Genomic DNA, 12802 nt, shown 5'->3' on the forward strand with positions numbered 1-12802 from the left:
GCCTGACGCCAAATGAGTCAGAACGGTTATTCTGGAATGACTCTAAGACCGTGGCCAATTTCACTTGACCACTTCAGTTGGAGCATTGCAGCTTTACGAATGGACTAATAGCAATGAGCTGAAGCATAAAGCCACAGCTCATTTAGAGTTGAATATGGGTTAATGATTGACTACTTTGAGGTGATACTCTTGCTGTCTATTTGATTATAAGTCAGCATTTTATCGATAATCTGGGTATTAACTTGTCCCCAAAACTCCTTACTTGGTAACCAGGTGCCTTTAGGAAGGATCTGCCCTGATGGGTCTGTAAAGAATGTCCGAAAATCTTCTAGGAATTCAAAATCGTCAATTCCCTCAACGCTTTCATCTTCGTCTTTCTTATCGGCTTCATCAATAGTTTGTATCCCAAACTGATTCCAGACTCGCTGGCTTACACTGACCCAGCTTAACTCTTCGGTTCCGGTTTCTGGAATCAGATAACCATATCCCAATGTACCGAGTAGACGCTTCCCTAAATTGACAGGTACCCAAATAATACTACCTTCATTCGTCGACGCCTGCCTGCAACGCAATTTGAAAAAATGCTTAAACCGTGTGAAGAAACGGTTTGCCAACTGATCAGCTGCATTAAAATCTGCCTGTTTGAATACAAGATTGCCTTCAAAAACGGTAGCGAAATGTTCCCCACCCCTCCGTGGAACCAGCATACCGGGTAGTAACGTAACACCTTTAAACTGGGGATAGTTTTTGCGAATGTCATCAAGATACTCAGCATTATCACAATCTTGTGCTGTTAGGTGAAAGCACCGCATACCTGGTGTAAAGTTTACTCCATCATACCTCGATGAATATTCAGGTGAGATTGTATGGATCTTAATCGACCATAATTCAGCTTTTTCCTTTGCTCTTTCTAAGAGAGTTCGATGAGACCACTGCATTAATTGACCATTTTCACTTCGGGGTCTATCGTACCTTGTTATATAGCGACTTAGGTCTTCAAAAATAATGACATCGCAAGGGTCTTTTTTATACTCGACTAACTTTCCAGATGGGTTTGATGGCCTAGCACCTCGTGCGTAAGCAATAAGAAGGGCACTCGCCTCTTCCATCCTATGTTTCTTCACTTTATGTTGCTTGTGCAAATTCTTCTTACCAAATGCCCCCCACTGTGAAGGCCATTGATAACCCAGCCCACGTTTTACAATTTGACTTATATTGTATTCATCTTCCAATACATCAAAATCCAACATCGACCAAGATTTAAGTACACGGCGCTCTTTGTCCCAAAACTTCAGGCCATCAATACTCAAGCCCCATTTTTCTGAAATGTGCATTTCTGAATTTATAATTTGCTTGTAAGCATTAACGAGTTCACCAGCTTTGTCTCTCAATATCTCATAACATTTGCTGATCGCACCCCAGTCATGTGGGGCGTTGTTCAAGAGTTCATTGAGTTGTCTCATATGACTGTCACTGTCTTTAAAGTAACCGGTACACAAGAAAATAGAGACTAAATCACTGGCTTGCTGATGGTTATGGATCTTGAGTGAAGCTTTGAATTTCTTTAAAAAATGAGTTCTGACACTAATTTCATGAATGAACATCCAATCTCTTTCGCGCCAGGCAATGGTCTCTTCCGACGGATTTTCACCATTTAGACACAACTCAAACTGTTCAACTTTATTGGCGTATAACGACGGCTTTTCTGGCCTATCAATTTCAAAACAAATGTTACCGTCCAACGGTGATTCTGAAACTTCATAGATTGAACAATGGGCAAAGCTTCGCAAACCCAAATCAACAGTCATGAAACGTGTACCAATCGCGAGCTCTTCAGCCCATTTATTCACTTTGGCTGGTGGTTTTTTTCCAGCCAGTGATCGTGCGTGCCACAAATATTCCACTTGTTTATATGGGACTGTCGTATCTTTAATTGGCAAACAATTCAATGTTATAACAACGTAATGCTTCACCTTCTTCTTTTGGTGTGTAGAGGTCGATTGATTGTTATCTAACTTCAATGATTCAAGCCAACCTCTATCCAGCAAAATCCTAACACTTGGTACTTCTGCTTTTAGGATATGATTGTGGTATTCATACTCTAGCTTATTACCGTCAATGCTGGCTTTAGGCATTTGCAAAGAATCATAGAGCCCGACATTACAATCCCTTTCTTCCAGCCCATGTTCACCATTACAAAGCAATTTCAGCTCTAGTTGCCAACCATTTTTATTTTGTGAAAGATTAAATTTATGAAAATTATTTCCTTTGAACTCCCAGTGTGCCGATTTGGGATGCAAGTATGGATCAGGCACGCATAGTAGTGCTGCCTCTTTAGATTCCGCGACACTTTTTAATAGTTTTCTATGTTTGACTGCAAAGGTTACATAATCTGTGTCACACCAGAGGCAGTATTGCTCAGGCTCAGCTAACCAAGAATAAAAATTGGCATCCCCCATCTCTTTTTTTCGTTTCTCCTGTAGGTGATGGAGAGCTTCCATTCGTGCTTTCTTCCCCTGCTTTTTGGGGTCGAGGCCACGCCACTTTTCTTTCAGTTCTGGCCATAATTTGATCATCCTTCCGGTAATATTGAAGGAAAAGCCATCAGGCAAGTTAGTACGGGTTGATAATCTGTATTCCTCTTCCCAATTGGCTTCATATTGCTTGATAACCTGATTATGTTGCTCATAGCCAATTACTGAGCCTTGTTCAAAAATAACTAGTTTGTTTAGTTTATTTGCATATTCATTTTTTACGTTATGAGACTGAGTCTCCCAGGCACTCACCGTAGATACAGCGATATCAAACGCTAAGCTATCCCATTTACTAACACTGGCATAAACTTTGTCCGTTGTGTCATCCGGTTTGGCTTTTCGATCACTGTCTTTAAGCTGCTGTGCTATCGGTGCTAAAGGTATGAGAGGGATCACCTTTAGATTTCGTAAATTTGATACGAGGTTCGCCAAGTCTTCTGTTTCTTTACTGCAAGCTTCTGATACCTTCTTGATCATCAGCTCTACCCAATCTATTTTCGCTGCTTTGAGCTCTTTATTACTGGGAAGCTGATCAACATTACTGTAGGACTCTCTATATTTAGTAAGCCTTATTACCCACTTTGAATTCTTTTTGAAATTAGACATAAAATCTGCAGCGCCATCTGTTAACCCCCAGCCCAACACATTGCTTTTGTCGATAACCTTGTCGTTTAAGTTACCGACATTCAAGAGTGGTTCGATACAGTCAGGAACCCCGCCCATCTCCTGTATTTTATAATAATTCTCGAGTCCCTTCTCTGAACTCGCAGATGCAAGGTGGTAAATGAAATAGCGACCATGCTGACCAGGGTTCGTAGGGGCATTTCCATTTACTGATGCTGGAACAATTATTTCATAGAGCGTTCTTAGAAGTTGCATCGCTAAAGTAATATCTTTCTGACTAAGCTCTTGGCCTTGAGCAGCTTTAACTGTTTTTTCAATGAGTTTTGTACAACGGTATTTGACTGAAGTTCCAGAGACTGGCATATCTGGCTTTTCACTTAGTGTGTACTCAGCCTGTCGAATGGTTAGCAATACATCAACCCAATACCGTATTTGTCTGTTTAGTACTTGATGAGTCAACAATAACTCGTTGATAGCTGATGACAATGGATTTATTCTAAGCTTCAAAGACCTTGTAAATCTTTTGGTTGAGTTTACCTTTTCTTCTATTTTTTTTGCCATTCCACGAACCCTCTGTACACTCCTTAACCAACTGTATATGCATACAGCATTTTTTTCAATGTTAAAAATATGCAAGTGCACTTATATCAAGAGCAAGGACAAAAATTATCTGAATCGCACTGACTACCGATATGGCCAAGAAGGCTTGTCGCTATTTTGCAATCTACTACATTCCGTCTATATTGTGATAAAAGATGTTAGTTGCTCCTAGGATGCAGCCCAAACTGTAGCCACTCTAACATTACCTATGCGCTAACCAGTGGTGATCATGAAATCTCCAGTAGGTTAGCGAGTTCGTAAGCTATTGAATTACAAACAGCCTAATCAGCTATCGTGTTACACCTTGGAAACTATTTCCGATTACTCTGTCGGTTAGCGCAAATCAAGCTCTGAGACCAGTGAATTCGTGGGCTTCCAAACCGGCAGTTGCACTTCGCGCGGGTACGTAGGTTGGAGCCGATATTTCGAATAATGCATCAGCGGTAACTTGGTTGCACTTCGCGCGGGTACGTAGGTTGGAGCTTTTAAACGTCTGTAGTCAGTATGTAGCTGTGATGTTGCACTTCGCGCGGGTACGTAGGTTGGAGCTTCGGGGGTTTTGACTGCCTGTCTTAGCAGTTGTGGTTGCACTTCGCGCGGGTACGTAGGTTGGAGCTGGAAAGCCGAGCGCAAAGCCAAGAAGCAGACAGCGTTGCACTTCGCGCGGGTACGTAGGTTGGAGCGATTTAGACCATACGAATCCGTTTATTTGGTCTGTTGCACTTCGCGCGGGTACGTAGGTTGGAGCTCCTGCGAAAGGCGACAACACATTTCGTTCCGGGTGTTGCACTACGCACGGGTACGTAGGTTGGAGCTCTGATAAGACCTTCTCTACAGGCATTTCGAAAACGTTGCACTACGCACGGGTACGTAGGTTGGAGCTGCTTCAATACACCCAATTCCGATCAGTTTAACAACGTTGCACTTCGCGCGGGTACGTAGGTTGGAGCTCGAAAGAGCTAAAATATAGAGGTAATTATGATCGTTGCACTTCGCGCGGGTACGTAGGTTGGAGCTCGATACCACGCCGCTGCTCAGGCGTATCGCCCAAGTTGCACTTCGCGCGGGTACGTAGGTTGGAGCTGTCTCAACCGGCTTACCACTTTGTCATTACAGAAGTTGCACTTTGCGCGGGTACGTAGGTTGGAGCGATACGCAATTGGAGATTCAACTGTTTCATACACGCTAATTGTAGGCAACAACATACAAGAATAGTTATTGCGAATTCGCTGTATCAATTAAACTGCCCTTCTTACAAGTTCAGCGACGTTCTCAGAACTGATCAAGTTGAAATTACTTGTTTTGTCGGAGTCGGAATCAAGGTACACATGTGAACCAACTACCGTAATCTTGTCTACGGGGGTATGGCCATGGCAAACCGCTTCGCATCCAGATACCTTATGCTTGGAGCTTAATTTCTGCCGTTTTGTTTCGCTGCTTAATTTTTGAAATTGCGTTATTGGTGAACGGGACCATATAGCGTTAAGCCGAGAGTATTCATTATCGGCTAGTGGCTGCCAAACACTAGAATCATATCCTCCGTGAGTAACACCGATTTTAATGCCATTTGAATCTATGACCTCCAACTGTACTGGTAGCGCTTGCAATGCGTCATGGTATTCAAGGCAAGCTTCTATCATGTTCGGCTCGAGAAACCATTCACCACCGTTAGCATAAAACCAATGTTGGTGTTCCGGATTGCATAACCCATCCACTCCTTCTTCAATCACCGTATTGAGCGCATTCAAAAGACACTGATCGTGGTTTCCAAGCACAGTCCGAAAATAAGGTTCATTGAGTAGCGATAAGGCCTGGTAACTGTTATCACCTTTGTCTATTAGATCACCACAACAGACGAGTAAATCCGTCTGTCGATCAAACCCAAACTTGTCTAAGGCTGCTTGTAGTTGATGATACTGTCCTTGAATATCACCTACGAATACAACGCTACCTTTTGGCCAACTGATTTGATCCATGCTTCTAAGCTCCAATAGATATTTGCCAAATGTTAGACCGGCTTTAAGCCACCAGCAACTGAGGCTCGACCTAACTAACTCTCAAAACTTGCTGGGATATCGCGGTATACACGTCATGCAACACTCTATATGACCACCTACTAGGATGTGGTACGAAGATCAGGCTCTTACCGGTACTAGTAGTTTGCACTTCAAGTTTTGTATTCTGAAGACCATCAAACACTCCACCGTGCCTTAAACCATCGAATGCCTGCTTATGCCCGATGATGATCAAGTCCGGTTTCAAGCCATTAAGCTGCATTTCGATTGCTTCTGCATTCTTGAAGGCGTGATTGTAGACAGATGCCGCGTTTGCAGCAGATTGATTGTTTGGCAGCTTCTTAACATTCACCCAGGCTGTTTGAGTTAAAAGGTCATGTTGCTGCTCAAATTGTGGGTTGTCACTCGTGAACAAATAAGGCATATCTGAGTACTGCAGTATCTTACCTTCACGCCGGCTATATTCGATTAACCAGTAGAGAGCTGATAGCTTAATAACAGTTGCTATATTGGGCCAGCCTAGCTTATTTCGTTCTGTCCCCCACCCCTGCTCGAGGTCAACAATTCCATCTTCTGGATCGTAGCCATAAGGTTCAGCTAAAATGGTGGTGATTTTAAAAGGGCTATTGAAGTATTCCGCTGGAGAAATTGCTCCGTCTAATAGAAAGTACGGCTGGTGGCTCCCATAGTCATCTTCTTGCTCGAAGAATGCTTGAGCTTTTAGACGTTGAGTTTTGTAATGCTCTAGCTCAGATAATCGTAGTTCTTCCAATATAAAGCCCTCTTTGGCGTTTGCTTATACAGCAACATTTAGCGGTCGCTTATTGTTCCCATCGGTTATCATATACCGATAACCCCTTGAATGAAAAACAATATGAAGGTAATGAAGACACATGGAGCTGGCATTGCCGAATTGATAGCAAAGTGGAAAACAGAACTAAAACCATATGACAAAGATTGGTCGCTGACTCATTTTCAGGCCGATCACAACGTTGGCTTTCACATTTGAATACTTAAGTGCCTCCCAAATTGCCGGCTCACTATATATGGCTTTAGTACCATATCGATACGAGCCAGCTTTGTATCTGTTGGGATTGCTCCACGTTCACAATGAACTCAAGTCGAGTGATCACGAGCGAGGGATTGAGTTCATCCAGTTGGCAGCACACAGAGGGTACAAACCTGCTAAGTTTTGGCTTCGACGGTATTCGTCACTCGCAAACATGACTAATGATCAAGCTAAAAGAACGAATGACTTATTGGCAGGTCTGACTGAGGCACTTAGAAACAGAAAACCTTCGAATAGCATTCTTTTATTACTCAAGGCACTGTTTTTCATATCGATAGGATGGCTGGTGCTTAGGCTCTTTGCGTAAGGATGACAAAACCCGCCATAAGGCGGGTTTTTATAATCTTAGATAGCGATGTGTTAGTTACCGGATACCAAACACTGCTTGTTTGAGTGCAAGAGAAGACTTTGAGCGGAGACGAGAATGCAGCCGCTTACCTTTTGGTGGCTGTGCGACTCGTTTCAGGCGATGAGTGCCATCTTTTTGCACAACCATCACAGTTACTTCGCTATTTTGTTCATTATTTTTTGCCATATAGCGTTCTCCTATTCACAAGGTGAGTATACTGCACCTGCTTGTATTCGTCATTAGTTTCTCAGTGTTCGTCCAATACCATCTCAGGTGAAGTTGCATCTTCGTCATCTGCATGAAGTTCGCGTTCTTTCATCTCTGTTTCTGCAGCTTGCATCCAACTATCAAACGCATAAGCGATTGTATCTATGATTGGTTGGGTCAAACTAAGAAATATTGATGGATCCCCTCTAAGCAAATTTTCATGCCTACAGTACATATTCAGCACCAGGAGGGTGGTCCTTTCTTCCACCAATTCATTATTGTCATTAGCTAGTTCGTAACCTGAGTTTATGGGTACTGACAGTAGAGATCTGGCCGAGCTATCTTCAACGTAGTACTTATACAATGCATCTGCTTGCTCTGTGCTAATGAACCTTCTTTGCTCTGTATATAGCCAATTTTCTACGCTTCTAAGAAACATTGGGTAATATTGATATACACCACTTGAAAAAGCTGTTGGCGCACCTATGACACGTTGATTTGTTTTTCCTTGCCTGAATTCGCCTTCGACAATCGGCAATAACAACGGTTGATTGAGTTGCTTGTTGCTACCGATGTAAGATCTTGCTGAGTCTTTATGAGCAACTGCAATTGGAGTTAATATTCCATCAATCTGGGCGCAGGCTGATCGCGGGCTCGCCCCGTCGAAAAAGATATTCACTCCCTCCCAGTGCTGTTCTAGTACATCTTCAATTTCATCAGCTCTCATGACCAACATCAAATTTATACTGATTGAGTCATCAGCTAAAGCATCATAATCTACAGCTAAGGCACGCAAGTTATGCAAGCTACCAATAATTGCTTCCATTGGATCAATTTGCAAGCCGTCGATAAGGCTTCGGTAATCAAGTACGTGACGGAGCCGGTTTATATATGACTGAGGAAACTCTTTACCAGGCGGCATCAAGCGCTCGACATGCTTCTGTTTATTTTCAATACGCTTATCCAAATAGGCTTTCATCACATCAGCACTTGCTTTAACGAGAGAAACGATGGCAATTGCTATTGATAATGACTTGATTCCCGAATTCATCTCAGCCCAAACTGCTGTCAAGACATAGCTAAAACCCTGGTATTCCGAAAACAACATTTCAAAGTTGAGATGGCTAAATTGAACACCGAGAAAAGCACCTAGCACTAATTGCAGGATTAAGACTATTAGAGTCATTAACGGGTGAGCTAAGATCCTGATAGTTAGATTGAATAATCTCTTTAAGATGGTTATTAACCATTGTTTCATTGTTAATAAGGGAGAGACTTTCAAGCGACGCAAATAAGTAGTAATCAACCGTGCCCACCTCTTCTTAGTACACTGTTATCCCATAAACTCTGACAGTATAAGAAACTACTCGCATAAAGTAACGGAAAGATTTGCCACAAAAAAACGATATGAGAAGTAAGGGGCAAGCCTTACCTGCCCCCATAAATTCAATAAAAATCAAGATCATGGTAAGCATCCCAGTCATGCTTACTGAATGTACCTGCTTCATGGATAATTTGGTGGTAGAAGAACGTACGGTCACCATACGCGCCGCTGTCTTTTTGAGCAAAGCTACCTACAAGATACACACCATTACGCTCAGCGTTGAAGCAATCTACCAACGAAAAGCTCCCGTTAATCCAATCTTGATCATCTGATAATAACGGCTCAAATTTCCCGTCACCACCGTCACGGCATTGATAGAAATGAAAATGGCCTTGGGTATCAGAGGCTTTGATCGTTAAATCAGGATAGAAATTAACCTGTGGATAATAGTTAATGATCTGGCCACCATAACCTTTCTCTGTTAAGTAGTCGAAGATAGGTTTTACCTGCCCCAGGTACTCCGGCCGTACAGACGGTATGTGGGTTCTCAGCATCATTGAGTCACCAGAGTCATTCTCAATTACGAAGGTGTTATCCGGGCCTAAGTCGCCTTTAAGGCCAGTAACATGCTCAACAAGCTCACGGTCTCCGGAGTCACCATACAACTTACCCCACCCGTGAAGCTCACCGCCTTGGTGCCAAATTTTGCCTTCAGCAACACGACTACCACTACCGGAACCCACAAAGCGACCGTCAGGCTGAATTACGGTGGTAAACGTGACTCCGTTAATAGACATCTTTGAAAGCCCGGTAATTTTCGGTGCCGTAGAACCGCCTCCATCACCATCATCACCTGTTTTTCCATCTTCGCCACTACCACTACCACCGCAGCCGGTAAGTAAAACAGTAGACACGAGTAGTGCTAGCCAACTTTTAGCCATTTTTTAAAATCCTTCTTAAACATGCATTAGAGCGGTTACGCATTGCGCATAACGAGCAGGTAGTATAAATAATTTTCTAGATATCAGGGCGGCTGATTATGTAACAAAGATTAAATCAAGGGGTATTAAAACATCCCCCTCAGAGTGATATATCGACTATCAAATTATATATCCATCAAAATTTTGCAAATCATCAAATGTTACTTTATTATTCGAGCAAACGTCTTTTAACTGTTGAATTAAATTACTTTTTTGTGGACTGTCTTCACCTTCAAGTATTGAAATATAGTCTTCATCTAATGGACAGCCATAATCTTGATCTGGTGAAGCAATAATATTAATCAATTCATCATTTAAAAAGTTCTTATATAAATGAGCATTAACGCGGCTGACTTTATCTCCAGAAGTTGATTTATGAAAGCCTAAAAACAACCCATCATCAATGGTTCTTTGTTCTCCCGCCGTCCACAAAACAGTACAAGCAGAGAAACAAGTGTCACCATAGGCATGAACTTGCTTAATGCCATTTTTTTCCAAACGGTACTTCATATAATAAGCAGAATCTGTACGACCGCCCGGACCTGTTACCATTGCCTTATTTAGATCACTGTTTGTTAATAGAATATAATCAAGCTCTATTGCCGTGCTAAATTCTAACGAACCAGGTTCAAAGATAATCGTATCTCCTTCCACCCTAACAGACTGGTATTTTTCCGAATCAGAAAATCCCCACAAGGTTATGACATTAAACATTGTCAGCACGCCTATACACATCATACCAGACATGCCAGTAACAAATAAGTTATCCCTCCCTTTAATTATTTGATAACAGCATAATACAACCACAAAGATAGCAGCAGGCAATGCTATCAATGAATGTGCATCATCTTTAAACCCATAATGTAATTGTGGAAGTAAAATAACAAACATCACATAAAAAGGTATTGGTATAGACAATACTGACAAACACAAAAATAACTTATTAAAATTGCGTGTAAACGCAGACAAGAGACTTTTTAGTTTTTCCATAACTTTATTCATTCCGTTTTTCTCATTTAATGTTTGGATCATTTAAAATTAGGTGTACCTGTTGCCTATCTTGGTTATATTCATACACAGAGCAATCAAACGCGTTATCGTCATTAATAAACGTCATGATTCTGTCTAAATCAGCTTTACCATTCACTTCACCAAGTAAAGATACAGGCGCAATTTGCTTGTTATCTTCAAAACAATTCTCCAAGTGATCGAAAAGCACGTAAAGCTTGCCCTTAACGGTTTGGGTTTCAGCATGGAACACTTCTGTTGCAATACCTAATCCCTCCCACAGACGGTTGAACAGTTTGTATAGGCTATCGGCATTATCGCGTTGCTGCTCTACGTTGGAACAACTGTCGTAAATCTCGTTCATTGCATGTTCAAGGTTCGCGCTTTTGCCACGGCCATTGACGATCATACTCTTAATATCTTTTTTTATAGCTTTATATGCCGGGTCTTTGTGCTTGGCTTTAAGATAGCTAAGTATCAGTGCGTTTTTCTGTGCAATCTTAAGACGATGACCGGCACTGATTTTGATATACAGCATGAGTAGCACATTCATCATCAGCTCTGATAGCAAAAATTTCTTTTCCATTGTTTGTCTCAATTGTTCTGTTGATTGCATTATAACACCGTAATTGGAAATGCAATCAATCCTGTTTATCGATCAGAAAGACTAGATAAAGTAATAAAACGACCAGTTTTAATTAATCTTTATATTATGCTTCTGTTGTAAGTATTCAGCCGAGGATGCGCATGTAATGCAATGTGATCGGTTGCTACTCGGTTACACCTACTGTCCGGTGTTTCGCTCCCTTCTAGCACTAGGATAACATTTGCTTCCCATATTTTTAGATCAATCTCATCGATAGTGAGAATCGTTGAGTCAATATTATCAGCTTTCAGATCAGTGTCCGATTTCTTAACCATAGCCATTTCTTATAACATCCTGTCATTTATTTATAGATCAAGCGTGTTTCATTTACGTTTCGTGTTGACACTAGATCAATTGTCTTTGCAGGTAATTGTATAAAATGAACCATATCAAATCAATTAATCAGGTGTCAGTCATGTCCAAATTAGTGATGTTAGCCTTTAAAGGCGAAGAAGGCATCAAAAATACATACACTTGTAAAGTGAAGTATAAAGACTTTGTTAATTATTTTCAGGTTGCTGATACAAATATTGCTGAAATAAAGAAAATGCAACGCGATACTACAGCTGCAGGGTACAAAAGTATTGCTAAATACCTTACAAACCGTTCAAATACCTTTTTCCCCCAAGTTATTATCATTACTAATGGCTTAAAAGTTATTTCAAAAATAGGCTCAAATATTTATAAAGTTGCCTTAGAAAAAAATAGCAGTTTGCATATTATTGATGGTCAAGGAAGGAGGCTCGGCATTGAAGCTGCTTTATCTTTTTTACCTCAACTCGCTGAACGACATATTGATTTAAAGATCATCGTTTCAGACAAGGCTGTTTTAGAAGATGACAGTGCAAAAATAAAACAGTGCTTCACAGATTTACATCGCTCAGTTGTTAAGCCTAATGCTAGTACGAGGATCTTTTTTGACAATGAAACGCCTATTCATCAGTTTGCTACTTTCTGTTGCTCTCAAGTTCGGGTTATTGGTCAGCCCCTCCACGCTATCTTTTCACTACTCGGAGACTCTAAACCATATAAGCTCGATATGTTGCTCAAAATGATAAAAATACTGCTCGCAAATTATCCAGGTTCTATTGCTAGCTGCCTTGCACAACCGACTATTAAAGAGGAGGTTCAAGCTGATCTATCAGCACTTTTTTCTGGGCTCTCAACCAATCAAGCCTTTCAGGTTTTGTTGACCGATGACTGGCGAAAAGAAAAAGAGTCAATTGCACGCACAGCACTGTTCCTTGAAGCGCTCGCCCTGCTTGCCAATGACATAAAAAATAGTCCAGCTTTACGATCAATTAAAGACATCAACTTCGCCGGTGTTGACTTCAATCGCGAAAATAAGTGCTGGCTGAATGTGTGTATTGTTGACATCCTCCCCCACCTACGGCCTTCGGCACTTCGGAGGGGGATTCCTGTTTCATAGCGTATAGCTTAGAGGTC

9 protein-coding genes and 1 CRISPR repeat array are annotated in these 12802 nt (G+C 41.5%); of the genes, 1 reads left to right on the forward strand and 8 read right to left on the reverse strand.

Annotated elements, in window-relative coordinates:
- Positions 1-170: 170 nt before the first annotated feature.
- From cas12b to NHN17_RS24105, 8 genes are all read right to left on the reverse strand, one after another.
- On the reverse strand, positions 171-3719 hold the full coding sequence (gene cas12b, locus NHN17_RS24070) for a type V CRISPR-associated protein Cas12b (protein WP_255045201.1): 3549 nt from the start codon (positions 3717-3719) through the stop codon (positions 171-173).
- Positions 3720-4144: 425 nt separating this feature from the next.
- A CRISPR array of direct repeats spans positions 4145-4908; the repeat unit is 32 nt; unit sequence GTTGCACTTCGCGCGGGTACGTAGGTTGGAGC.
- An 88-nt stretch (positions 4909-4996) separates the two neighbouring features.
- A complete protein-coding gene (locus NHN17_RS24075; RefSeq protein WP_255045202.1) occupies positions 4997-5734 on the reverse strand; it encodes a metallophosphoesterase in 738 nt (245 codons plus the stop codon).
- A gap of 70 nt (positions 5735-5804) precedes the next feature.
- Positions 5805-6545: a hypothetical protein gene (locus tag NHN17_RS24080; RefSeq protein WP_255045203.1), complete on the reverse strand. Its 741-nt coding sequence runs from the start codon at positions 6543-6545 to the stop codon at positions 5805-5807.
- Between the two features lie 661 nt (positions 6546-7206).
- Entirely contained in the window at positions 7207-7377 is a 171-nt protein-coding gene (locus NHN17_RS24085; protein WP_255045204.1) for a hypothetical protein, read from the reverse strand.
- Positions 7378-7438: 61 nt separating this feature from the next.
- The gene (locus tag NHN17_RS24090) at positions 7439-8704 is read right to left on the reverse strand and encodes a hypothetical protein (protein ID WP_255045205.1); all 1266 of its coding nucleotides are present in this window, start codon (positions 8702-8704) and stop codon (positions 7439-7441) included.
- 140 nt (positions 8705-8844) lie between these two features.
- Positions 8845-9663 (reverse strand): hypothetical protein, encoded by an 819-nt coding sequence (locus NHN17_RS24095; protein ID WP_255045206.1) that lies wholly within the window; start codon positions 9661-9663, stop codon positions 8845-8847.
- A gap of 159 nt (positions 9664-9822) precedes the next feature.
- The gene (locus NHN17_RS24100; RefSeq protein WP_255045207.1) at positions 9823-10704 is read right to left on the reverse strand and encodes a hypothetical protein; all 882 of its coding nucleotides are present in this window, start codon (positions 10702-10704) and stop codon (positions 9823-9825) included.
- A 10-nt stretch (positions 10705-10714) separates the two neighbouring features.
- On the reverse strand, positions 10715-11326 hold the full coding sequence (locus tag NHN17_RS24105) for a DUF2913 family protein (protein WP_255045208.1): 612 nt from the start codon (positions 11324-11326) through the stop codon (positions 10715-10717).
- A gap of 445 nt (positions 11327-11771) precedes the next feature.
- Between NHN17_RS24105 and NHN17_RS24110 the strand changes: the two genes are divergently transcribed.
- Positions 11772-12785: a DNA sulfur modification protein DndB gene (locus NHN17_RS24110; protein WP_255045209.1), complete on the forward strand. Its 1014-nt coding sequence runs from the start codon at positions 11772-11774 to the stop codon at positions 12783-12785.
- The last annotated feature ends 17 nt before the right edge of the window (positions 12786-12802 follow it).

It is taken from the genome of Photobacterium pectinilyticum, assembly GCF_024357955.1.
GTDB classification, from domain to species: Bacteria; Pseudomonadota; Gammaproteobacteria; order Enterobacterales; family Vibrionaceae; genus Photobacterium; species Photobacterium pectinilyticum.

Coding starts and splice junctions, on each gene's coding strand:
- cas12b (WP_255045201.1), bottom strand. CDS start 3,719: ATGGCAAAAAAAATAGAAGAAAAGGTAAACTCAACCAAAAGATTTACA.
- NHN17_RS24075 (WP_255045202.1), bottom strand. CDS start 5,734: ATGGATCAAATCAGTTGGCCAAAAGGTAGCGTTGTATTCGTAGGTGAT.
- NHN17_RS24085 (WP_255045204.1), bottom strand. CDS start 7,377: ATGGCAAAAAATAATGAACAAAATAGCGAAGTAACTGTGATGGTTGTG.
- NHN17_RS24095 (WP_255045206.1), bottom strand. CDS start 9,663: ATGGCTAAAAGTTGGCTAGCACTACTCGTGTCTACTGTTTTACTTACC.
- NHN17_RS24100 (WP_255045207.1), bottom strand. CDS start 10,704: ATGAATAAAGTTATGGAAAAACTAAAAAGTCTCTTGTCTGCGTTTACA.
- NHN17_RS24105 (WP_255045208.1), bottom strand. CDS start 11,326: ATGCAATCAACAGAACAATTGAGACAAACAATGGAAAAGAAATTTTTG.
- NHN17_RS24110 (WP_255045209.1), top strand. CDS start 11,772: ATGTCCAAATTAGTGATGTTAGCCTTTAAAGGCGAAGAAGGCATCAAA.